Annotated in this window: 16 protein-coding genes; 10 read left to right on the top strand and 6 right to left on the bottom strand. The window is 72.9% G+C overall.

Annotated elements, in window-relative coordinates:
* Positions 1 to 2 precede the first annotated feature (2 nt).
* Together DEI83_RS03940 and DEI83_RS03935 are read right to left on the bottom strand one after the other, a co-directional pair.
* On the bottom strand, positions 3 to 899 hold the full coding sequence (locus tag DEI83_RS03940) for an ABC transporter permease (RefSeq protein ID WP_258371052.1): 897 nt from the start codon (positions 897 to 899) through the stop codon (positions 3 to 5).
* 69 nt (positions 900 to 968) lie between these two features.
* Positions 969 to 3,536, bottom strand: coding sequence for a glycosyltransferase (locus tag DEI83_RS03935; protein ID WP_111080501.1), 2,568 nt, complete (start codon positions 3,534 to 3,536; stop codon positions 969 to 971).
* A 122-nt stretch (positions 3,537 to 3,658) separates the two neighbouring features.
* On the opposite strand from DEI83_RS03935, the gene DEI83_RS03930 reads away from it, so the two are divergent.
* From DEI83_RS03930 to DEI83_RS03915, 4 genes are all read left to right on the top strand, one after another.
* Positions 3,659 to 4,690 (top strand): glycosyltransferase family 2 protein, encoded by a 1,032-nt coding sequence (locus DEI83_RS03930; protein ID WP_181431059.1) that lies wholly within the window; start codon positions 3,659 to 3,661, stop codon positions 4,688 to 4,690.
* A gap of 231 nt (positions 4,691 to 4,921) precedes the next feature.
* Positions 4,922 to 7,000, top strand: coding sequence for a hypothetical protein (locus tag DEI83_RS03925; protein ID WP_111080499.1), 2,079 nt, complete (start codon positions 4,922 to 4,924; stop codon positions 6,998 to 7,000).
* Positions 7,001 to 7,068: 68 nt separating this feature from the next.
* Positions 7,069 to 7,512: a hypothetical protein gene (locus tag DEI83_RS03920; RefSeq protein ID WP_146243231.1), complete on the top strand. Its 444-nt coding sequence runs from the start codon at positions 7,069 to 7,071 to the stop codon at positions 7,510 to 7,512.
* Positions 7,505 to 8,266 (top strand): polyprenol monophosphomannose synthase, encoded by a 762-nt coding sequence (locus DEI83_RS03915; RefSeq protein ID WP_111080497.1) that lies wholly within the window; start codon positions 7,505 to 7,507, stop codon positions 8,264 to 8,266. The genes DEI83_RS03920 and DEI83_RS03915 overlap by 8 nt, the downstream gene beginning before the upstream one ends.
* Before the next feature lie 49 nt (positions 8,267 to 8,315).
* Here the strand turns inward: DEI83_RS03915 and DEI83_RS03910 are convergent, their stop codons facing one another.
* Positions 8,316 to 10,202 carry a hypothetical protein gene (locus DEI83_RS03910; RefSeq protein WP_111080496.1) on the bottom strand — a complete coding sequence of 629 codons (1,887 nt, stop codon included), beginning with the start codon at positions 10,200 to 10,202 and terminating at the stop codon, positions 8,316 to 8,318.
* A 63-nt stretch (positions 10,203 to 10,265) separates the two neighbouring features.
* Positions 10,266 to 11,567: an O-antigen ligase family protein gene (locus DEI83_RS03905; RefSeq protein WP_111080495.1), complete on the bottom strand. Its 1,302-nt coding sequence runs from the start codon at positions 11,565 to 11,567 to the stop codon at positions 10,266 to 10,268.
* 92 nt (positions 11,568 to 11,659) lie between these two features.
* Between DEI83_RS03905 and DEI83_RS03900 the strand changes: the two genes are divergently transcribed.
* On the top strand, positions 11,660 to 13,054 hold the full coding sequence (locus DEI83_RS03900) for a hypothetical protein (protein ID WP_111080494.1): 1,395 nt from the start codon (positions 11,660 to 11,662) through the stop codon (positions 13,052 to 13,054).
* 31 nt (positions 13,055 to 13,085) lie between these two features.
* Here DEI83_RS03900 and DEI83_RS03895 read toward each other — a convergent pair whose 3' ends face one another.
* Positions 13,086 to 14,465 (bottom strand): O-antigen ligase, encoded by a 1,380-nt coding sequence (locus tag DEI83_RS03895; RefSeq protein ID WP_146243229.1) that lies wholly within the window; start codon positions 14,463 to 14,465, stop codon positions 13,086 to 13,088.
* A gap of 20 nt (positions 14,466 to 14,485) precedes the next feature.
* The gene (locus tag DEI83_RS03890) at positions 14,486 to 16,582 is read right to left on the bottom strand and encodes an acyltransferase family protein (RefSeq protein ID WP_181431058.1); all 2,097 of its coding nucleotides are present in this window, start codon (positions 16,580 to 16,582) and stop codon (positions 14,486 to 14,488) included.
* A gap of 70 nt (positions 16,583 to 16,652) precedes the next feature.
* On the opposite strand from DEI83_RS03890, the gene manA reads away from it, so the two are divergent.
* The 5 genes from manA to DEI83_RS03865 all read left to right on the top strand — a co-directional run bounded on the left by manA (position 16,653) and on the right by DEI83_RS03865 (position 23,851).
* A complete protein-coding gene (manA, locus tag DEI83_RS03885; RefSeq protein ID WP_111080689.1) occupies positions 16,653 to 17,876 on the top strand; it encodes a mannose-6-phosphate isomerase, class I in 1,224 nt (407 codons plus the stop codon).
* Positions 17,877 to 17,953: 77 nt separating this feature from the next.
* Entirely contained in the window at positions 17,954 to 18,916 is a 963-nt protein-coding gene (gene galE, locus DEI83_RS03880) for a UDP-glucose 4-epimerase GalE (protein WP_111080491.1), read from the top strand.
* Between the two features lie 217 nt (positions 18,917 to 19,133).
* The gene (locus DEI83_RS03875) at positions 19,134 to 19,466 is read left to right on the top strand and encodes a WhiB family transcriptional regulator (protein ID WP_375334644.1); all 333 of its coding nucleotides are present in this window, start codon (positions 19,134 to 19,136) and stop codon (positions 19,464 to 19,466) included.
* Positions 19,467 to 19,604: 138 nt separating this feature from the next.
* Positions 19,605 to 22,457 carry a glycosyltransferase family 2 protein gene (locus DEI83_RS03870; RefSeq protein WP_111080489.1) on the top strand — a complete coding sequence of 951 codons (2,853 nt, stop codon included), beginning with the start codon at positions 19,605 to 19,607 and terminating at the stop codon, positions 22,455 to 22,457.
* Entirely contained in the window at positions 22,454 to 23,851 is a 1,398-nt protein-coding gene (locus DEI83_RS03865; RefSeq protein ID WP_111080488.1) for a DUF5719 family protein, read from the top strand. Before DEI83_RS03870 ends, DEI83_RS03865 begins: the two co-directional genes overlap by 4 nt.
* Positions 23,852 to 23,972 lie beyond the last annotated feature (121 nt).

Genomic DNA, 23,972 nt, shown 5'->3' with positions numbered 1-23,972 from the left:
GGTCAGATCTCCTGGGCGAAGTTGCCCTGCAGCTTGGCGAACACACGCTGGCACACGAGGAGCGCGACCAGGCCGACGACGCCGGCGACCACCAGGCGGAGGAGCAGGTGCGACGGGTACTCGGAGTCGGCGCCCGCGGTCCAGAACGCCCGGTGGATGCCGAGGACGGCCAGCGTGATCGGGTTGGAGGTGTAGATCGTGAGGAGCCACTCCGGCGCGCGGGTGGCGACCATCTGCCAGCTGTAGACGATCGGTGACGCCCACATGAGCAGGAGCACGAGCACCTCGACGAGGTACTGCATGTCGCGCAGGTAGACGTTGAGCGCGGCGAGCAGCAGTGCCAGTGCGGTCGCCCAGATCAGGACGACCAGGACCGACGGCAGGAAGTAGAACAGGTCGAGGCGGACCCAGGCGAACCCGCTCTGCAGGATCGCCGCGGCGAGGAGCACGACGAGCTGGACGCCGAAGTTGAACAGCGCCGCCCCGACGCTGGCCAGGGGGTAGATCTCCCGGGGCAGGTAGATCTTCTTGATGAGCCCACCGTTCGACACGATGGACGCCGTACCCGCGGCGACGATCTCACTGAAGAGCCCGTACAGCGTCAGGCCGGAGAACACGTAGATCGCGAACTCGGGGATGTTGCGGGAGGCTCCGAGGATCTCGCCGAGGACGAAGTAGTAGATCGCCAGCTGCACGAGCGGCCGGATCAGCGTCCATGCGAAGCCGAGTGCGCTGTCCTTGTACCGCGACTTGAGGTCGCGACGGATCAGCAGGTCGAGCAGTTGCCGGTGCGCGAAGATCTCGCGGAGCGATCCGATGACCGCGGTGGCCGGTCGTCCGGCCGGGATCATCCGTTCCTGCCGGAGTCGCTCGAACCGCTCGGTGACGATGTTGCTCAAAGGGGTTCCTCACATTCGACGCGGGCGACGGACAACTGTACATCGGCGACCGGGGACGGCCGCCGGACGTCAGCGTCCGTTCTTGCTCTCCCGCATGATGCGCACGCGGTTCTGCACCTTGTCGCGGAGCCCCGAGACGCCGTTCTCGCGGAGGTACCAGGTGGCGAGGCGGACGTCGCGGGTGATGCCGTGGCGGCTGTTCGCGATCCGGTGGAACTGGAGTTCGCGCTGGCGCGCCGGGCTGAGCTGCACGCGGGGACGGCTCGCGGCCGCGAGCGACCCGGCCGGGACGGCGGCCTCGTGCGCGCGGTCGGCCGCGACGGACGGGTCCTTGCAGAACTCGACGAGGGGCGCGAGCGCCTTCTCCCACGTGAAGCCCTCGCGGACGCGGCTGACCGCGTCTCGGGCGGACTGCGCCGCCTCGGGGTCGTAGAGCATCGACTCGAGCGCCGCGGCGAGGCCGTCGACGTCGCGCTCCTTGACCGCCACACCCATGCCCTCGGCCGCGACGAGGTCACCGAAGCTGTCGCCGTCGGTGGTGACGATCGGCAGGTTCGCCCACATGTAGTCGAGGATGCGGGTACGGAACGAGAACGTCGTCTCGATGTGCGCGAAGTGCGTGCTGACGCCCGCGTCCGCCTCGAGCAGGTAGTTCTGCCGGTCGTCGAGCGCGACCCACTGCTCGTTGAAGAACACGTGCTTGCCGGTGAGTCCGAGCTGGTCGCTGATCCGGCGGGTCTCCGACACGATCGCCATCTCCGGCACGTCCGGGTTCGGGTGCGCGACGCCGAGGAAGAACAACCGGATGTCGTCGTGTGTCTCGGCGACCTTGGCGATCGCGCGGACGAGGGACGGGGTGTCGAACCAGTTGTAGATGCCGCCACCCCAGATGACGACCTTGTCGTCCTCGCCGATGCCGGGCGTGACGCCGCGGATCGCCTTGCGCTCGTGCTCCGGCGGCGTGGAGTCCATGCCGAACGGTGCGATGGCGATGAGCTTGTTCAGGTTGTCGTCGGCGAGGTAGTTGTCCGGGTTGACCCGACCGACCGCGGCGAGCTGGCCGAGCCAGAACAGCCGCTGCCGCTCGGAGGCGCACAGGAAGAAGTCGCCGCGTTCGAGCTGGCGGTTGATGACCTCGGTCGTCGAGGTCACCTGGTTGCGCCAGCCGACGTCGCCGTTGTCACGTGCCTGCTCGAGCTGCTCGAGGTGCATCGGGTCGTAGAGGTCGACGACCATGATCTTGTTCGACTGCTGCAGCGTCTGGAAGTGGTGCAGCGCGTAGCCCTGGAAGAAGATGACGTCGGCCCACTCCTCGTGCTCCCGCATGGCGCGCTCGTGCTGGAGCGGGACGCGGGACACCTCGAAGCGGTCGGTCTTGCGGTTCGCGACGTTCCAGGTCACGAGGCGCACGTCGTTGTGCTCGCTGAGCGCCTCGGCGATCTTCCACGCGCGCATGCCCGGCCCGGCCATCTTCGCGCCGAGGGCGTCCCCGGTGATGACGAGCACGCGAGTACGGTGCATCGGCTGCTCGACGTCGAACGCCTCGATGATCGCCTGGTAGCCCTCGAGGAAGTACCCGTCCTCGAACAGCGGCTTGAAGGCGTCGCCGAAGAGCCGGAAGACCTCCTTGTCGGTCTTGACGCGGTGGCCCTGGATCCGGCGGCGCTCCTCCGACAGTCGGGGGAGGTCCGACACGAACTGGTCGAGGGCGTACAGACCGGCGACGGCCTCCTTCGACATCGGGGTGGTGGGGTCGAACTCGTCCGGGGCCCCGGTGAAGCGACGGATGTCGAACTCCTCCGAGTCGCGACCGCTCTTCGCCACGGCGCGGCGGGCGAGCAGTGCGAGGGCCGCGGGCAGGAAGGTGCCGAGGTTCTCGTCCGACAGGTTCTTGTAGAGCAGGTGCAGGGCGTTCCGCTCGAGCAGGTACATCTCGCGGTGGTCGCCGAACGACTTCATCGACCCGTGGTGCTTGTGGTAGACGACGGACCGCGGGGCGAACCGGACGCGGTAGCCGAGCAGGTTGAGGCGCCAGCCGAGGTCCACGTCGTCGTAGAACATGAACAGGCCCTCGTCGAAGCCGCCGACCTCGAGGAAGACCTCGCGACGGACGAAGAGCGCCGAGCCGGTGCCGAACAGCAGGTCCTGCGGCTCGTCGAAACGGCCGTCGTCGAGTTCGGCGATGTGGTTCTTGTAGCCCATCCCGAACCAGCTGAGGCCGGACTCGACGAAGTCGATGGTCTTGCCCTCCCAGTCGAGGACCTTGCTCGCGACGGCGGCCACGCGGGGGCTCGGCGCGAAGCCCGCGATGCCCTCCTTGACCCAGTTCACGTCGGGCTTGGCGTCGTTGTTGAGGAAGGCGACGACCTCGCCGCTCGCCTCACGCGCGCCGAGGTTGCTGCCGCCGGTGAACCCGAGGTTCTCCGCCGACACGATGATCTTGACGTTCTGCTGCTCCCCGAGCGCTGCGCGGAGGCGCTCTTCGCTGTCGTCGCCGGAGCCGTTCTCGACGACGACGATCTCGAGGCGGTCCGCCGGCCAGTCGACCTCGCTCAGGCGGGCGATGCACTCGAGCGTGTCGTCCGTCCCCCGGAAGTTGATGACGACGACGGAAACGCGGGGCGCGGAGGTGGACACGGAACGGACTCCATACGTCGGCTGGCGGTGGTGCCCACAGGAGCGGGCATGGTGCCTGCGGAAGGCGGGTACGACTATACCGACGCGGTCCTCGGATCCGGGCGACCTGGGAGACTGACGCCGTGGACGTCTCCGTGGTCATCATCGACTGGCACCAGCCCGAGCTCACCCGGCGGGCCCTCGCGTCCGTGCTGTCGCAGCGCGTCGACGCCTCGGTCGAGGTGGTGCTCGTCGTCAACGAGGCCGACGACGCGACGGTCGCTCGGTACCGTGCCGACCACCCCGACGTCGTCGTCGTGGCCGAGCCGACGAACACCGGGTTCGCGGGCGGGGTCGTCCGGGGGATCGCCGCGTCCTCGAGCGAGGTCGTGGTGCTCGTCAACAACGACGCCGTCGCGGACCACGGGTTCCTCGACCGCGGGCTCGCCGTGCTCGTAGCGGCCGGGCCCCGGGTGGCCGCCGTCGCCGCGACCGCGGTCCTCGAGGGTCGGTTCGTGCCGATCGACCCCGCCACCGCTCGCTCCGCGGACGACCTCGTCGCGGCCGACGGCCGGCGTTGGCGGCGGGCCGAGACCGGCCAGACCCTGGTCAACGGCACAGGCGTCGTGCTCGACCGGTCCGGCAACGGTCGCGACCGCGACTGGCTCCGCCCGCTCGACGACGCCCCGGAGCCCGCACCCCTGTTCGGGTTCTCCGGGGGCGCGGTGTTCCTGCGGCGGGGGCCGCTCGCAGAGGTCGGTGGCTTCGACCCGTCCCTCTTCATGTACTACGAGGACCTCGACGTCGCGTGGCGCCTCCGACTCGCGGGCTACGAGATCCGGCACGCCCCGGACGCCGTGGTGGTGCACCGCCACGCGGCCAGCTCCGGCAGCGACTCGCCACTCGTGCGCTCCCAGAGCATGCGGAACCGGCTCGCCGTCGTGCTCCGGAACGCCTCGGCGGGCTTCGCCCTCCGGGTGGTCGTCCGGACGGCGGGTCGCCTCGTCCGCGACCTCCTGCGGCCGGCCTCGGCGCAGCTCTCTCCCGCAGCGTGGTGGCGACTGTGCCGGGAGGCCCCTGCCGTGCTCCGCCACGCACGTCGCGCCCGCCGTGACGACGGGTTCGACGCAGCAGCGCGTCGGCGGGTGGAAGCGGCCCTCGCTCCCGACGTCTGAACCGACGTTCAGGTGTCGCACCGCGGCCGGGGTGCGCGGACCACAGTGTCCGTACCGGCGACGAGCTGGGCCTCCCGTTCGGGGGCCGATCTGGGGGCTGTGTGATCACTGTGATCCAGGTAGCCTGATGTGACCCGTGTGTTCCGGTCGTTCGTCAGGGGTCGACCGTCAGCACAGAGTGCATCGCGCACGCCACCAACCCCGTCGACGCCCAAGGGAAGGCCCAACGACGTGAAGAAGGTCGTCGCCATCATCGCGAGCGTGCTCGCGGTCGCGAGTGTGCTGGTCGGATTCCAGCTGTCCGGTCCGAACGCCTCGCAGGACGCAGCCTCCGCCGTGACCGGTTCGTCGTTCTCGGCGGGCAACATCATCTCGGACGCGAACTTCTACGACGGCGACGCGATGTCGGCCGCGCAGATCCAGTCGTTCCTCACCTCGCAGATCGGGACCTGCGCGTCGAGTTCCTGCCTCAACGTCGGGCGGTTCAGCATGAACTCCCGCGGCAGCGACCCGATGTGCGGTGCGGTCACCGGCGGGTCGAACCTCACCGCGGCGGTGATGATCTCGCGCGTCGCGATGGCCTGCGGCATCAGCCCGAAGGTCCTCCTGGTGACGCTCCAGAAGGAGCAGAGCCTCATCAACGGCAGCGTCGCGCGCAACCCTTCGGCGAGCCGCCTCGAGCGGGCCATGGGCTACGCCTGCCCCGACAACGTCGGCGGTCGCTGCGACCCGGCCTACGCGGGCGTCGGCAACCAGGTCTACTGGTCCGCCTGGCAGTGGAAGCGCTACGGCAACCCCGCCGGCACGAGCAACTACTTCACCTGGTTCAACCCGGGCGGCGTCCGCCAGATCCAGTACAACGTGCCGGTCTCCTGCGGGACGAAGTCGGTCACCGTGCAGAACAAGGCGACCGCGGCGCTCTACTACTACACGCCGTACACCCCGAACACGGCGGCGCTGAACAACCTCTACGGCACCGGCGACTCCTGCTCGGCCTACGGCAACCGCAACTTCTGGCGGATGTACAACGACTGGTTCGGGTCGCCCACCGCCTCCGCGAAGCCGATCGGGCACCTCGACGCGGTCACCGGTGGCGGCGAGGTCGTCACGGTCCGCGGCTGGGCCATCGACACCACCACGACGGCGTCCACGAAGGTCCACGTCTACGTCGACTCGAAGGTGTCCCAGGTCATCGCGAACACGACGCGGACGGACGTCGGTCGCGCCCACCCGGGCTCCGGCAACGCGCACGGCTTCTCCGCCGACGTCGCCGCGACGCCTGGCTCGCACAAGGTCTGCGTCTACGCCGTGAGCGTGGACGGAGCCCGGAACGCGACCCTCGGGTGCAAGACCGTGACGGTCACCAAGGCCTCGCCGTTCGGCTCGGTCGACACCGCAGCTGCGGTGCCCGGCGGCATCCGCGTCCGCGGGTGGGCGATCGACCCGAACGCGCAGACCAAGGCCATCACGGTGCAGGCGAGCATCGACGGCGCGGTGACGAAGCTCACCGCCAACGGGACGCGGACGGACGTGGCGCGGGTGCACAAGGCGGCCGGCGCCGCCCACGGGTTCGACACGGTGATCCCGGTGGCGACCGGGTCGCACCGGGTCTGCCTGACCGGAGTCAACGTCGGCGTCGGTGCGGACAAGCTCCTCAAGCCGTGCACCACGGTCCGCGCCGTCGGTTCCGACCCGGACGGCCGCGTCGACACCCTGACGGGGACGGCGAACTCCATCGACGTCGGCGGCTGGGCCATCGACGGGGACACCACCTCCTCCATCTCGGTCCACGTGTACGTCGACGGTGGCGTCCGGCGAGTCGCCGCCAACCAGGCCCGGTCGGACATCGGCAGGACCTTCCCGACCTACGGGGCGGCCCACGGCTTCCGCACGAGCATCGCCGCGAAGCCCGGCGCACACCAGGTGTGCGTCTACGCGATCAACACCGGCGCGGGCTCGACGAACACGACGCTCCGCTGCGACACCGTGCAGGTCGGCAGCGCTCCCGTCGGGTCGCTGGACTCGGCCACAGCCGTGAGCGGCGGCATCGCGGTCCGTGGTTGGGCCTGGGACCCGGACACCACGGCCGCGACCGCCGTGCACGTCTCCGTCGACGGCGCGATGCGGCCGATCGTCGCCGACCAGCCGCGGTCCGACGTCGCCCGGGCTCGTCCGGCGGCCGGTGCCTTCCGCGGATTCGCCGCGACCGTCCCGGCGACGGCGGGGAAGCACCAGGTCTGTGCCTACGCCATCGACGCGAACGGCGGGCCGAGCACGACGCTCCGGTGCACGTCCGTGACCGTCGGCTGAGCGCCGACGACGACACGCGCCTCCCTGCGGATTCGCTCACCGGGGTACCCGTCCGGCATCATGACCGGATGATCCCCGTCGCCGCCGGTCCGACCGGCGACCGCGCGGCAGCGAGCACCGGGTCCGTCGCCGCGTCCGGCGTCCGGACCGACCGGGTGCGAGCCCGGCTGGCCCGCGCCGCCCTGCCGGCCCTCGTCGAGCAGGGGTCGACCTCCCTCGGCGAGACCGGGCGCGTGCGTGACGCCGCGTCGTCGACGGTCATGGTCGCCGGGCTGCTCGCTCGGCGTGTTGCCCCCGGTGCCGTCTGTCGGTGGGGGTGGCCGAGGTGGCGGAGCGAGTACCGGGACGGCGAGCACGGGTGCGCCGACGGCGCGACCACCTCGCGCTCCGACCACGTCCAGCGCGACTGGGCGGTGACGCTCGACTGCTCCACCATCCGCCGCGACGCCTTCCCCGGCACGGAGCGCTGTCCCGCCGTGCCGGTACGACACCGCAGAGAGAACCATGGCTGACACCACCGCACCCCGCACGCTCGTCATCGTCCCGACCTACAACGAGGCCGAGAACGTCACCGACATCCTCGACCGGGTCCTCGGGGTGGTCACCGACGCGCACGTGCTCGTGGTGGACGACGGGAGCCCGGACGGGACCGGCGACCTCGTCGCGGCGCGGGCGGCCGACGACGACCGGGTGTACCTGCTGCGGCGGTCGGGGAAGCTCGGGCTCGGGACCGCGTACGTGGCGGGGTTCCGGTGGGGACTCGAGCGCGGGTACGGCCTCCTGGTCGAGATGGACGCCGACGGCTCGCACCCGGCCGACCGTCTGCCGGCGCTGATCGCGGCGGTGGTGGACGCCGACCCGGCCGATGACGTCATGCTCGCGATCGGGTCCCGGTGGACCGCCGGCGGGTCGGTGGTCGACTGGCCCAAGCACCGCGAGTTGCTCAGCCGGGGCGGGAACGCCTACGCCCGGATCATGCTCGGGCTCGACGTCCACGACATCACGGCGGGCTTCCGCGTCTACCGCGCCGACGCGATCGCCCGGATGGCGCTCGACGAGATCGACTCGAAGGGCTACTGCTTCCAGGTCGACATGACGCTCCGGGTCCACGACCTCGGCGGCACGATCGTCGAGGTCCCGATCCGGTTCCGCGACCGCGTCCACGGCGTCTCGAAGATGAGCCAGGCGATCGTCGTCGAGGCGATGTTCCGCACGACCCAGTGGGGCCTGCAGCGGCGGTTCCGCTCGCGCGTCCGACGGGGCTGAGCGCAGGGCGCGCCGTGGCCTGCGCGCAGGGGGAGCGGGTCGACCTGGCCTAGACGCAGCTGACGTCGCGGTCGAAGCCACCCGACACGTACTGCACCAGTTCGGTCCGGCCACCCGCCGTGAAGGGCGCCGTGGCACACGCGGCCTGCGCCGCCGCGAGGGTCGACGGACCGATCGCCCGCCAGGTCGGCACCGTGTACAGCTGGCTGCTCGAGGGGACGGTGCCCATCAGCTGTGTCCACTCGCCCGGGGACGAGTACACGCCCACCGAACCGCCGGTCGTCCGCAACAGGTCGGTCATGCCCTCGAGCGTGGCGCGGTTCAGCGCCTGCGAGGACTGCCACGAACCGTCGGTCTCGGCGTCGAGCCACCAGCGGTGGACACCGGCGGGGACGCCGCGGTCGTGGACGTCCTCGTACGCGCGGTTCCAGCCGTAGACGTACGAGCACGCGAGCGAGGTCAGTCCGGCGGTGCCGCCGGCGCACACGCCGTACCGTGCGGGGACCGGCACGGCGTTGCCGTCCGGGTCGCGGTTCGCGGTGGGCCAGGACGCGCGGGACAGGGACGGGTCGTCCTTGAAGGCCTGGCCCGGGTTCGCGGTGTTGACGTACAGCTGCGTCGGCGCCTGCGAGGTCCCACCGCGGGCGGTCGACGCCCAGGCCAGCTGCTGCGCGAGACACGGGTTGGTGGTCGTGGCCTTGCCGCCGGTCACGCCCACGATCGCGAAGGCCGGGTCCGCGGGCCACGTGGACGGTGCCGACGCACACTGCGGCCACGAGATGTCCGCGCCGATGCCCGACCCGGAACCGCCGTCGAGGAAGTACCCCGAGACGTCCACGAACAGCGTGGCGGTCCCGACGCTCACCTTCGCCTGCACCCGTCGGTCGAGCGTCGTGCCGACGACCTTCGGCATCGTGAGGGCCGAGATCTCCTGCCCCCTGACGTGGTTCTGCGTCGCGACCCTGGCGTCCTGGCCGGCCGGTGTCACCCGGACGTACCCGTTCACCGTCGGGGCCGAGACCTCGACGTTCGCGACCACGGCCGTCGCGGTGCCGGGGACGCCGGCGAGGCCGGTCACCCGCACGGGACGCGGCGTGGTGGAGACCGTCGTCGTGGCGACGCGCACGGTGTCGATCGGGACGAACACGGAGCCGGAGTCGGCGCGGGAGTAGTAGCCGACGACGTCCATGTACACCGTCGCGGTGCCCTTCGAGACCTTGACCTGCGCCGATCCGCCGGAGAGCCCCACCACGACCAGGTTCGACACCGGGGTCGCGCGCTGGTACACCTGCGTGGCGACGGACGGGTCCTGACCGGCAGCGGTGACCCGCACGTACCCGGCCGCGGTCTGCTGCTCGACCCCGACGTTCAGTGCGACGGCCGTCGCGTCGTCCGGGACCCCACCGTGGCCCGCCAGCGGGACGGCGACGGGCTTCGTGCCGACACCCGGCTGCGCGAACACACGGGCGGCGTCGAGGGGCGTGTAGGTGGACCCAGCGCCCGTCCCGTAGTAGCCGGAGACGTCGAAGTGCACCGTGGCGGACCCGGCGGAGAGCTTGGTCTGCACCTTGCCGCCGGAGAGCTTCACGGTGGTCAGGTTCGAGATCGTCCGGCCAGCCCGGAACTCCTGCGTCGCCACGCTCGGGTCGGAGCCCGCCGGCGTGACGCGCACGTAGCCGTCGCGGGTGGGGGAGTCGACCTCCACGTTGAGGACGACGGCCGTCGCTCCCGCGGGGACGCCCTTCGTCCCGGCGATCGACACGACCTTCGGTGTGGTCCCGACGGTCCCGCTGAACACGCGGGCCGAGGCCACCGGGAAGTACCGACCGGTCGACGGTGCCGCGGCCTCGGCGGTTCCCGGGGTGACGACCACGAGTCCGGCGACGACGAGGACGACGCCGACGGTGAGTGCGATCAGGTGGTGCAGGCGCGACATGGCGGTCCTCCCGGTGCGTGGCCGTTCCCCTGCCGACCCGTGGGCCTCGCGGCCACGAGCAGCTTAGGCGTGGAGGAGTCGTCTCCGCCAGGACCGGCGTCGCGCCGACACGACGAGCACCGTGACGAAGAGCATCAGGCCGGCGCCGTGCAGCAGCGTGCTCTCGGCGACGCTCGTGACGCCGAGCAGGACGAGCACGGCCGCCGGCCAGACGTACGCGACGCCGGGGTAGGTCGTGGCGGTCACCCAGGAGCGGGCGAAGGCGAGCAGCGCCGCGCCGACGAGGAGCAGCATGCCGGCCAGTCCGACCTGGAGCCAGGCGTCCACCACGACGTCGAGCCCGGAGGTGAAGCGGACGCCGGAGGGGTCGACGAAGGTGACGTAGGGGACGACGGGCTCGGTCGGCCAGGCCCCGACCCAGCCCCACCCCTGGACCGGGTGCTGCTCGATGAAGACGCGGATCTGCGACCACAGCGCCAGCCGGGTCGAGGTGCCGCCGGCCGCTCCGATCTCCGGCAGGAACCGGGCTCGACCGACGACGAGCACGACCCCGATGGCGAGCACGGTCGTGGCGAGCACCGCGTTGACGACCGGCCGCGACGCCGGCCGCGCGTGCCGGAGCGACCAGATCGCCAGGGCGGCGACGGCGAGCGCGATCATCGCGAGTCCGGTGATCGGCGACTGGACGAGCATCAGTGCGATGACCGCGAGCGCCGTCGAGGCGATCGCCCGCCAGTGGGTGACCGACCTGGTGAGGTACTCCACGACGAAGGTGACGAGAGCGGTCGCGGCGATGAAGCCCATCACGTTGCGCGTCCCGCCGATGCCCTGGATCGGTCCGCCGTAGGCGATGTCCCCGCGGATGCCGAAGGCGGGGAACGGGACGTCGAGGACGAGTCCGGCGAGCACCTCGAGACCGAGTGCGGCGACGAGCAGGATCCGGAAGGCGTCCCCGCACGCGCGGATCACCTGCACGAGGTCCCGGCCGAGCGCGAGGTAGAGCCCGAGTCCGACGAAGCCGACCGTCTCGGCGAACCCGCGGAGCGCGACCCAGGAGTACTCGCTCCACAGCACGCTGACGCCGCAGTACGCCACGAAGGCGATCAACGACAGCGGCAGGACGCCGTGCCACTCGATCCGGTACCGCTGTCCGAGCAGGCTGAGGCCGGCGAGGACGACCAGCGTGACGAGGACGGCCCAGGTGCCGGCCGGCCCGACGAGCACCTGCACGGCCGGCTCCCCGAAGGCGAAGAGCACGATCGTCGTCGCGAGCGCCTGGCTGAAGCGGCCGCCGGCCGAGAACCCGATCCACGCGGACAGGTACCGGCGCGCGCGCACGAGTCGCGTCGTCCGGGCGTCCGTCATCCGTCCATACTGGCGCACGCTGCTCGGCCCGGCCTCCGTCATCGCGGAGCGTCGATATCGCGGATCGTCATCGGAACGCTACCGTCGGCCTGGTGGGACGCGCGGAGCGGAGCTGGTGGCCGGTGCTCGCCACGGTGGTCCTGGGCGTGCTCGCCGCGGCGACCGCGTGGGTCCGGCTCGGTCCGGAGGCACGCGGCACGGTCTGGGCGGAGGACGGCGGGCTGTTCCTCCGGGAACGCCTGGCGCTCGGTCCGGTCGGCAGTCTCTTCCACCCCTACGCCGGGTACCTGCACCTGGTCCCCCGGCTCGTCGTCGACCTCGCGCTCCTGTTCCCGGTGCCCTGGTACGCCCTCGTCGTCTCCGCGACGTGCTGCCTGCTCACCGGTGCCGTCTGCGCCGGCGTGTTCGTCCTCGCCCGGGACGTCGTGCCGTCCCGGCCGCTCCGGCTGCTCCTCGCCGCGGTCCCCGTGCTCCTGCCGACCGCGCCGTGGGAGGTGTCCGGCAACGTCGCGAACCTGCACACGTTCGGCCTCGTCCTGGCCCCGTGGCTGTACGCGTACCGGGTGCGCTCGTGGTGGGGTGCCGGTGTCCTCGCCGGCGTCGCCGTGCTCGTCGGCGCGACGGAGGCACAGGCGGTGCTCTTCCTGCCGCTGCTCGTCCTCGCCTGGCTCCCCGTGCGTCGCGACGCCGGGAGCGCCCGGCTCCTGCCGCTGCCGGTGACCGTCGCGGCGCTCGCGGCCGGCGTCGCCCAGGTGGTGACGGCGCTCACCACGCCACGTGCCTCCGCCCCCGGCGACCCCACCGCGACCGACGTCGTGGCCGGGTGGCTCCTGCAGACCGTCGGTGGCCTCTGGGACGCCGACGTCGGCTCCGTGGCGGGTGCGGTCGTCGACGCAGGTTGGGCGGTGGTCGCGGTGCCGGCCGTCCTGCTGGCACTCGTCGTCGTCCTCGGCGCCGCCGTCGCGGTGCGGACCGGCCGGTGGCGGGCCGCGGTGCTCGCCGTCGTGCTCGCGGGCGGTGCCGCGGTGGTCTGGACCGCCGCCCTGGTCGCGAACGCCTCGGCGGACGGCCGGTGGTCGCAGGCAGACCCGGCCGCGCTCCTCGCGGCGACGCCGTCCCGCTACGCGGCTGCTGCGGGCATGCTCCTCACCGGAGCGGTCGTGGTCGCCGCCGCCGTCCTCGTCGACCGTGCGCCCGGTGCCGCCGCAACCGGGCGGCGGTCTGCGACGGTGGTGCGGGCCTCCAGGCCGGGAGGCCCGACCGCGGTCGTCCGCTCGGCCCTCGGCTGGTGCGTGGTGGCGCTGGTGGTCACCTCGTGGGTGGGCAACCTGTCCACGGACACGCAGCGGAGCGACGGTCCGGCGTGGGCACCGCAGTTCGCGGGCGCCGACGCGACGTGCCGGGCTGATCCGTCCGCCGTGCTCGACGTCCGGACACGCCCGTGGGGCGCCGAGGTGCCGTGCTCGCTGGTCCTCGGCGATCGGTGACGGACGGCACGCGGCCGACGCGCGGCCCGGGTCAGGGGTTCGCGGCCCAGCGGAACGCGCGCTTCGCCACCGGCGTGCGCGGGCCGTCGCCGACGGACGGCGGCTCCTCCGTCACCAGGACGATCCGCGACTTGACGGCGATGAGCGCGAACAGCACCCAGTTGCCCTGGTAGAGCAGTCGTGACTCGGCGATCGCCTGCACGAGGAGCGCGACGACGACGAGCAGCGGGAACAGCCCCACCGGGTCGAAGGGCCGCGGTGCGAGGTCCGGGCCGAAGCCGGCCCGGGTCGCGCTCGCCCACGACCGCGACAGCGTGGTGAGGACGTACACGGCGAAGAGCACGAGTCCGACGACGCCGGTCTGCATCCAGACGTCCAGCGCGGCGTCGTGGGCCTGCAGGTAGGTGACCCCGTTGCGGGGCGCGAGGTCGGCCAGCAGCGGGATGCCCGGCCACCAGTACCCGATCCAGCCGAAGCCGAGCACCGGGTGCTGCTCGACGAGGCCCCAGACGGCCTGCCAGATCGTGCCGCGGCCGGTGAGGTCCGACGACCGTCCGAGCACGGCGACGAGCGTGTCCTTCGCGAGCACGACGGTGACCACCACGACCACGGTGCCGGCCGCGATCGCGAGGTACCGCGGTGTCCGCCGTTCGGTCGGCACCCGGCGCATCCAGAGCGCGAGCGCGAGCACGACGGCCACCACGACCGCGGCGACGAGCACCGTCGAGGAGCGGGTCAACGCGGTCACGAGCGCGGCCACGACGAGCCACCCGATCGCGCGACCGCGGCGCATCCGGCCCTCGGCGAGCTGCACGGCCACGACGATCGCCGCGAGCAGGGCGACCATCGCCAGGAGGTTCGCGTTCCCCGGGAGGCCCTGGATCCGGCCGCCCGTCAGGAGCTCGGCCCGGGAGAAGTAGAACGCGTCGGGGACGTCCCGGTCGCCGTAGTCGGTCCAGATCGGCGCGATCGGGTGGCGCACGACCACGGAGACGACCGCCTCGAAGAGCAGGGACAGTCCGAGCACCCAGCGGAACGCCAGGCTCATCGCGTCGAGGATCCGTCGCCAGGTCAGGGTGGACGCGATGGCGAAGGCGACCAGCGCGCACACCACCTGCGCGACGGTGCTGGCGAGGGTGGCGGGCCGCCAGTGCGACCAGAGCACGGAGACGAGGCACCAGGCGAGGAACAGCCAGAGCGCCCGCGGGGTGCGCTCGAGGGGCGGTCGGGCGCGCGCCACGACGCTGATGCCCCACGCGCCCTCGAGCGCCCAGACGGCCGCCGCGCCGTACCAGGTGATCGTGTTCGGCACGGCGTCGCCGGCGAACAGCGTCAGCAGGACCGTGGCGGCGAGGGCGAACGCCTCGCGTTCGGGCACGGAGCCGCGCGCCAATGGCCAGGTGTTCGTCACGGAGGACAGGCTAGTGCCGGTCACCCGCGGACCTCCCCGAGCGCGTCCGCGAGCGCGTCGCCCAGGTACGGTGCCAGCGTCGTCGCGAAGGTCGCCGTGACGTGCGTGGGGTCCCGGTGCACGACCACGCCGCCGATCACGGCCGGGCAGGTGCTGGCGGAGCAGTACCGGTCGGTGAGGTCGACGAACGCGGCACGGTCGCCGAGACGTGCCACGGCCTCCGCGGAGCCGTCGAAGGCGGACAGCGCCGCCGTCCGGGGCGAGTCGCAGGCGTCGGTCGTCGGGCCGGTCATCCGTCCGAGGCAGGTCAGGACGTCGTTCCGCGCGACCGGGTTGTCGCGGATCGCGAGGACGGGCACGCCGACGTCGGTGGCGTTCCGCCAGGCGCCGACCAGACCGTCGACCACCGTGGCCTCGTTCGTGGACCCCTCGGGCACGATGACGGGGCTCTTCGTCGCCGCGTGCGTCACGACGAGGGCGTCGAGGTCCGGGTGGTCCCGCACCCAGGCGAACGCCGCCTGCTTCCACCCGTCGCAGCTCGCCGTGTAGGCGTCGGACGGTGCCTGCTGCTCGGCCGTCGTCAGGTAGCAGCCGACGTGCCCGGCGACGTCGATGCGCCAGTTCCGTTCCTCGGCGATGGCCGCGTAGGCGCTGAGCAGGGCGTTGTTGTGGGAGTCGCCGATCGCCGCGACGTGCCGGGTGTACCCCGTCGACGGGCCGAGGCGGCAGACGTTGAAGTCGGGCGTGGTGTTCGACCAGCACGCGTACCGGTTGACGTCGTCGCTGCCGGCCGCCGACGGGACGGGGACGCGCACGTCGGCGAGGCGGGGGTCGGTGCACGGGTCCGCCGTCCCCACGCCCGCGGCGGCGCCGAAGCAGGGGACGTCGCCGTCCTCGAGCGACCGCTGGTAGGCGGCCGCCTGCGCCTGCTGGACCTGCAGGGCGCCGAGCGTGGCTGCGCCGAGCGCGACGACGACCAGGGTGCTCAGGACACCCCACACGGCCACCCGGCGCGGCCGGAGCGCGGACACCCGGGCCGAGAACCGGAGCGGTTCCTCGACGAACCGCGTGGACAACGCCGCGACGACGACGCTGCCGACCAGGATCGCGACCTTGTCCCTCGTGCCGAGGGAGTGTCCCGTGACGATCGGCAGCAGCACGACCGCGGGCCAGTGCCAGAGGTACACCGCGTAGGAGATGCGCCCGAGCCCCGCCACCGGCGCCCACCGCCCGAGCACCGCCAGGCCCGACCGACCACCGAGCAGCACCACGAGCGTCGCACCGACCACGGGGAGCAGCGCCGCGGTCCCCGGGTAGGGGGTCGCCGGCGTGATCGTCCACAGCGAGGCGACGAGCAGGGCCGCACCCAGCCACGCGCCTCCCGTCCGCACGGCGGCGGTCGTCCGCGAGCGCGGCGGCCCCGTCAGCACGGAGGCGGCCAGCCCGCCGAGCGCGAACTCCCACGCGCGCGTCGCGGTCGAGAAGTACGCGATCCCGGGAGCGGTTCGGGTCTCGACGACACACCAGACGAGGGAGAGCACGACCACCGCGCCGAGCAGCAGGCGCGCGGTGCGGACCGGGGAGTGCCCCCGCGTGCGACGGAGCGCGGCCGTCAGTACGACGAGGAGCACCGGCAGGGCGATGTAGAACTGCTCCTCGACGGACAGCGACCAGAAGTGCTGGAACGGGGACGGGTCGTTGTCGGAGGCCAGGTAGTCCACCGAGTCGGAGGCGAGCTGCCAGTTCTGCAGGTACACCGTCGACGCGATCAGCTCGCGGCCGTACTGCCCCCAGAGCGTGCTCGGCACGAGGACGAGCACGGCGGTGCCGGTGGCCAGCAGCGTCAGCGCCGCGCCGGGCAGCAGCCGCTTCGCACGCCGCGCCCAGAACGCGCCGAGGGCGATGCGTCCGGTGGCCACCTGTTCGCGGAGCAGGTGTCGCGTGATCAGGTACCCGGAGATCACGAAGAACACGTCCACGCCGACGAAGCCGCCGGGCACCCGGTTCGGCCAGAGGTGGTAGACGACCACGGCGAGGACCGCGAACGCCCGCAGCCCCTGCACGTCCCACCGGGTCCGGTCGGCGCGGTCGGGGACGGGGCGGGTCGGTTCGGCCATCCCGGAGAGTCTATGTATCGCGGATCGTGCACGTACCCTCCGGGACGGTCGTGCCGGATACGCTCGTGACATGTTCCTCGGCATCACGAACACCCCTCGCGACTACGCCTGGGGGTCGGTCTCCGCGATCCCCGAACTGCTCGGACGGACCGTCACCGGCGTCCCGCAGGCCGAACTCTGGCTCGGCGCCCACGCCGGCAGCCCCAGCGTGGTGGTGAACCCGGCCATGGTGGGCGGTGCCGACACCGTCCTCGACTGGATCACGGCCGAACCGGAGACGGCGCTCGGTCCGGACCGCGCCGGCCTGCCGTTCCTGCTCAAGGTCCTCGCCGCCGCGGCCCCACTGTCGCTCCAGGCCCACCCGACGCCGGAACAGGCCCGCGAGGGCTTCGAACGCGAGGAAGCCGCAGGGGTCCCGCTCGACGACCCGGGCCGCAACTACAAGGACCCGTTCCCGAAGCCCGAGCTCGTCGTCGCGTTGAGCGACCGCTTCGAGGCGCTGAGCGGCTTCCGCCCGGTACCCGAGGCGCTCGCCGAGGTCGAGGCGCTCGACGGCGGCTCCGGTCGTCTCGGGCCGCTCGTCGTGCACCTGCAGCACGGCCTCGAGGACACGGTGCGCTGGCTCGAGGAGGCCGACGACTCGGCACGGGCGGTGATCGGCGCGGTCGGGCACCTGGCGACCGGAGCCGTCGCCGCCGCCGGTCCGGACGGCACGGTCACGCCCAACACCGCGACCGCGGCCGACCTCGCCCGCGCCTACCCGGAGGACCCGGGCGTCGTGGTGTCCCTCCTCATGCACCGCGTGACGCTCACCAGGGGCGAGGCCATGTACCTGCCCGCCGGGAACATCCACGCCTACCTCGACGGCCTCGGCATCGAACTGATGGCACCGTCGGACAACGTCCTGCGGGGTGGGCTGACCCCGAAGCACGTCGACGTGCCGGAGCTCCTCCGGGTCCTCGACTTCACGGCGCACCCGGTGCCCCTGCTCGAGCCGGAGCACCTCGCCCCCGCGGTGGACCGCTTCGCGCCGGCGGGGGTCGGCTTCGCGCTGCTCCGCGTGACGGGTGACGGGCGGCCGGCCGGTCCCGGCGCCGGCGGGACCGCGCCGCTCCACGGACCGTCCATCGCGATCTGCACCGAGGGTGTCGTCACCCTGGTCGGCGCCCGCACCGCGACGCTCCTGCGTCGCGGGGAGTCCTGCTACATCACGCCGGACGAGGGCGATGTGACGGTGGAGGCCGACGCCGGCAGCGGGACCACCGGGACCGTGTTCATCGCGACGGGCGCGTAGGCCGACCGCCACCGGCACGGCGGCGGTCGGCCCGACCACCGCCGGGCCCGCGCCGCCCGTTCCGCTAGCGTGGCGGCATGAGTTGGTTGGTCACCGGCGGTGCCGGGTACATCGGGTCCCACGTCGTCCGAGCGCTCGGCGCGGCGGGCATCGACACGGTCGCGCTCGACGACCTCTCGAGCGGTTTCCGGGCGTTCGTGCCCGAGGGTGTCCCGTTCGTCGAGGGCACGATCCTCGACGGCGCACTCCTCGAGCGGACCATGCGCGAGCACGCCGTGACCGGTGTCGTGCACGTCGCCGGCTTCAAGTACGCCGGTGTCTCGGTCGAGCGGCCGCTGCACACGTACGAGCAGAACGTCACCGGGATGGCGACGCTCCTGGGCGCGATGGCCGACGCCGGGGTCGACAAGGTCGTCTTCTCGTCCAGCGCCGCGGTCTACGGCACGCCCGACGTTGACGTCGTCGTCGAGGAGACCCCGAAGGCGCCGGAGTCGCCGTACGGCGAGTCCAAGCTCATCGGCGAGTGGCTGCTGCGGGACCTCGAGGTCGCCCGCGGCTTCACCACGACGTCGCTGCGCTACTTCAACGTGGTCGGCTCGGGGGAGCCCGACCTGTACGACGCCAGCCCGCACAACCTGTTCCCGCTCGTCTTCGACGCCCTGCTCGCCGGTCGCACGCCGCGCATCAACGGCGACGACTACGCGACCCCGGACGGCACCTGCGTCCGTGACTACGTGCACGTCGCCGACCTCGCGCACTCGCACGCGGTGGCGGCGCGCAAGCTCGAGTCCGGGGAACCGCTGCAGCGCGCCTACAACCTCGGCAGCGGTGACGGCGTGAGCGTCCGGCAGATCATGGACGCGATGGCCAGGGGGACCGGCATCGACTTCCAGCCCGAGGTCGCGCCGCGCCGCGCCGGCGACCCGGCACGGATCGTCGCGACCGGCGAGGCCGCGGCGCGTGACCTGGACTGGGCGATGCGGCACAGCCTGGACGACATGGTGACGAGTGCCTGGGAGGCCCGGCGCCGCGCCGCCTGACCGGCCCGCGCCCGTCGAGCCCCGCCACCACCCCGGCTGCGGGGCTCCTCGTGTCCCCCGAACGACCCGCAGACCCCGTGCGACACGCCCGAACGGGGGACATGCCACGGCGGAACCGGGAGGGGCTTCTATGATCCGCGACTTGACTCCGGGGAATCACACCGCTGTAATTACACCGACGGCATCGTCGTCAGGGCCGCAAACGAGACGTCAAGGGGTGATCAGGGTGAGCGCATCCGACTTCGAAGCCGGAGTGCCGGACGACTGGCACGTCGACCCCGTCGCACTCGGCGTGCCGGGTGTCCGCCGGTCGATCGAGACCGACGACGAGAACCCGCTCGCGTGGCAGGTCGACTCGCTCTGTGCGCAGACCGACCCCGAGGCGTTCTTCCCCGAGAAGGGCGGCTCCACCCGCGAGGCGAAGAAGATCTGCACCTCGTGCGAGGTCCGCACCCAGTGCCTCGAGTACGCGCTCGAGAACGACGAGCGATTCGGCATCTGGGGCGGTCTCTCGGAGCGCGAGCGCCGCAAGCTCCGCAAGCGCGCCTGAGCGGTCCCGGTCCACGAGGACCGTGCGCGGCCGCGCTCGAGCAGTCCCGCAGTGGACGCGTCCGGAGGCGACCGTCTGCGCAACGCGCCGCCGCACCCGGCCGGCACCGCGCCGTGCGGCCCGTAGAGTGGCGCCGTCATGCAGCCCAGTGCCTCCTCACGCCGCGTCACAGCGATCCTCGTCGCCGCCAACGCGGCGGACCACCTCGACCGCACCCTGAACGCCCTCGCTGCGCAGACCCGTCCGCCCGAGGCGCTCGTCGTCGTCGACGTCGGGTCGACCGACGGCTCGACCTCGGAACTGTCCTTCGGTGGCAGCGCCCAGCTCTCCCGGATCCCGGCGGGTCGCCCGTTCGGTGAAGCCGTCCGACACGGTGAGCGGGTGGCCCCGCGTGCGGAGCCCGACGAGGGCGTCGACGAGTGGCTCTGGCTCGTCGGGCACGACAACAGCCCGACCCCCGGCACCCTCGCCGCGCTCCTCGCCGCGGTCGAGATCGCCCCGTCCGTCGCGATCGCCGGGCCGAAGCTCGTCGGCGTCGACGACCCGGCACGGATCAAGGCCTTCGGCGAGAGCATGACCCGCTTCGGCCGCTCCGTCACCCTCGTGCAGGACGAGCTCGACCAGGGCCAGCACGACCGGCACACCGACGTGCTCGGCGTCTCGGCCGGCGGCATGCTCGTCCGCCGGTCCGTGTGGAACAGCCTCGGCGGGTTCGACCCGGCGCTGCCCGACGTCGACGCCGCCCTCGACTTCTCGGTCCGGGCACGACTCGCCGGACACCGCGTCGCCGTGGTCCCCGAGGCCCGTGCCACCAGCGCCGGCCCGATCGAGGAGTTCGGCCGCGCGAAGGTCTCCGAGCGTCGCCGGGTGCGCATGCACCGCCAGGCCCAGCTGCACCGCCGTCTCACCTACGCACCCGCCGGCGTCCTCTGGTTGCACTGGCTCACGCTCCTGCCGTTCGCCGTGGGGCGCGCGATCGGGCACCTCGTCGCGAAGCACCCGGCCGCGGTCGGCGGTGAGCTCGCGGCCGCGCTCGCCGTGGCGGCCGGCGGCGGCGTCCGTCGTGCGCGGCGCACCCTCGCGGCCAACCGGAAGACCGGCTGGGCGGCGATCGAGCCGCTCCGGGTGAGCTGGCGACGGGTGCACGAGCACCGCACGACCTCCCGGGACGTCGAACTCGCCCGCGCCGAGGACGCTCCGGTCGCCCGCGCGTCGTTCCTCGGCGACGGCGGCGTCTGGGTGGTGCTGGCCGCGGTCGTGCTGAGCATCGTGACGCTGTTCCCGCTGCTCGGGTCGCCGGCGTTGACCGGCGGGGGACTCCTGCCGCTGAGCACCGACGTCGGCGAACTCTGGCGGAACGTCGGGTACGGCTGGCACTCCCTCGGTACGGGGTTCACCGGCCCGTCCGACCCCTTCGCGGCGGTGCTCGCGGTGCTCGGCTCGATCACGTTCTGGTCGCCGTCCACCTCGGTCGTCCTCGTCATGCTCCTGTCCTTCCCGCTCGCCACACTCGGCGCGTGGGCCGCGGTGCGCAAGGTGACGACGCGGACCTGGGTGCCGGTCATCGGCGCCGTGCTCTACACGCTCGCCCCCGCGCTGGTCGGGGCCGTCACCTCCGGGCACCTCGGCGCCGTGATCGCCCACGTGTTGCTGCCGTGGCTGTTCCTCACCCTGGTCGAGGCCCACCGCTCCTGGGCTTCGGCGTCCGGCGCCGCGCTGCTCTTCGCCGTCGTCACCGCGTCGGCACCGTCGCTCCTGCCCGTCCTGCTCATCGGCTGGCTCGTCGCGCTCGTCGTCGGTTTCCGGCACGCGCACCGCCGGGTCTTCGTCCCCGTCCCCGCCGCGGTGCTGTTCGTCCCCCTCGTCCTCGCACAGGTCAGCAGGGGCAACCCGCTCGCGGTGTTCGCCGACCCCGGCGTCCCGACGGCCACGCCGGCACCGAGCGCGCTCCAGCTGGCCATCGGACAGCCGCTGCCGGACTGGAACGGTTGGCTGTCCGCCACCGCCCCGCTGGGGCTGGTCGACGCGGTGCTGCCCGTCGTGATGGCCGTCCTGGCCCTCCCGCTCGCCGCGAGCGCGATCGGTGCCGTCCTCGGCCACCGGTGGTCGCTCGCGGGCACCGCGCTCGCCGCCGCCCTCCTCGGCTACGCGTCGGCGTTCGGTGCGACCCACCTGGCGGTCACCGGTGTCGGTTCGACGACGACGATCGTGTGGCCGGGCAGCGCCCTGTCCGTCACGGCGCTCGCGCTCGTCGTGGCCGCGTGCATCGGCATCGACACCGTGCCGCGTGCCGCGCCAGTCGTCGGGCTCGTCGCGAGCGTGTTCGCCGCCGTCGCCGTGGCTCCCGCCTTCGCCGCGTTCTACGTCGACCGGGCCGCGATCCAGCCCACGTCGGGTCGGGTCCTGAGCGCCTACGTCAACGCCGAGGCCCAGGCGAACCCGGACGTCGGCACACTCGTCGTGCAACCACAGACGGACGGGTCGCTCGCGGTCGCCCTCGAGCGGGGGCAGGGCTCGACGCTCGACGACCAGTCCACGCTCGACGCCACCGCGCTGTCGCTCAGCCGGTCCGGATCACGGCTGGCCACGCTCGCCGGGAACCTCGCGAGCCGCAGCGGCTACGACCCCGAGCCCGCCCTGCGGGAGCTCGGCGTGAGCTTCGTCCTCCTCGACGACGCCCCGGACGACCCCGAAGCGCGGGCCGTGCACGACCGGGCCGCCGGCGCGATCGGACAGAACGCGCTCTTCACGAGCATCGGCGAGACGACGAACGGTGCGCTCTTCCACTACGAGGGGGACGTCGACCGGACGAGCACCGGGTCCGCGGCGGCCGCGGCGACGCACGTGCTGCACCTCGTCGTGATCGGCATCGTGTTCGGGGCCGCGGCCCTGCTCGCCGTGCCGACCGCACCGCGCCGACGCCGTGCCACCTCGAACGTCATCGAGGCCGACGAGCCCGCCACCACCTTCGACGAGGAGCGCGACGAATGAGCACGAGCACCGCGCGCCGCTGGGCGCTCCGCGGCACCGCGACCGCCGTCGCCGTCGTCGTCGCGGCCGGCACGATCGCCGCCGCGCACACGATCGGCACCACCGAGACCCCGGGCCACCCGGCCGGGCGGACCGTCACCCCGGTGCCGGCCGCAGCGGAGCGCGTCTGCGCGGGCAGCGCCCTGCGGCTCTCGGACGAGTCCGGCAACGACGCCACGCGCGCCAGCGCCATCGGGTCGCCGGAGATCGCGAGCGCCACCACGGGCGAGGGCGTCGACCGCACCGAGCTCGAGGGCTCGACCACCGGCAGCAGCGCGCCGACGCTGCTCACCGCGCCGGCCGAGGACACCGCACCGCAGGTCGCCGGCAGCAGCGTGCAGAGCGTCTCCTCCGGCGACCTGGTCGGCGTCGGAGCGGCCTCCTGCGACGACCCGTCGCAGTCGACCTGGCTCGTCGGCGGTTCGACGGAGACCGGCCGGACCAGCCTCGTCACCCTCGCGAACCCGACCGACGTCAACGCCACGGTGGACCTGGCGATCGCCGACGCGAACGGCACCGTCAGCGCGCCCGGCACCACCGGCATCGTCGTCGCGCCGAACTCGCAGAAGGTCGTCCCGCTCTCCGGCTTCGTCACCGACCAGGGGTCGACGGTCGTGCACGTCACCTCCACCGGCGGCCAGATCGTCGCCCACATGCAGGAGACCGTCGTCCGGACCCTCACCCCGGGCGGGTTCGACATCGTCTCCGGCGGGGCCGCACCTGCCCGCACGCAGGTCATCCCGGGCGTCGTGCTCGACGACGCCGAGGGGGCACAGCGCGGCGAGGACACCGCAGACGCGGCACCCGCCCTCCGGCTCTACGTGCCGGGGGACCGGAGCGCGCGCGTCACGCTCGGCATCACGACCGCGGACGGCGGCGGCACCACGGTGGACGCCACCGCCGAGCCGGGGGTCGTCACGGACGTGCCGCTCGACGACTTCCCGGACGGCCGCTACTCGTTCACGATCACCTCGACCGTGCCGATCGTCGCCGGGGCGCGCACCACCACGCCGACCGACGACGGCCGGACCGACCTCGGGTGGTTCGCGTCCGCCGAGCCGCTCGGCGAGTCGACCATCACCGCCGTCGCGGCCGGGTCGGGAGCGCGTCTCAACCTCGTCAACCCCACCCGCGAGGACGCCACGGTGACCATCGCCTCCGGCGACGACTCCCGCGAGGTCGAGGTCGCCTCCGGCTCGACCGCGACCGTCAGCGTGCCGAGCGCGCAGCAACTCCGGCTCACCGGTGCCGAGGGGTTGGTCGCCGGGGTCACCTACCAGGGCGACGACGGCATCGCCGGGTTCCCGGTCCGCCCGGCCACTGAGGTCTCCAGCCCGCTGCGGGTCTACCCCTAGCGGGTCGGCGACCGGCGGGTCGGCGACCGGCGGGCCGGTGACCGGGGGGGCCGGCCCTGACGGGCCGGCGGCCGGGTCCGGCAGGTCGGCCGCTGGTGGTCCCGCGGGGTCGGCGGGGTCG

Origin of the sequence: Curtobacterium sp. MCBD17_021 (assembly GCF_003234525.1) — a bacterium.
In the GTDB taxonomy this organism is placed as follows: domain Bacteria; phylum Actinomycetota; class Actinomycetes; order Actinomycetales; family Microbacteriaceae; genus Curtobacterium.
This window is presented reverse-complemented; position numbering and strand designations above follow the sequence as displayed.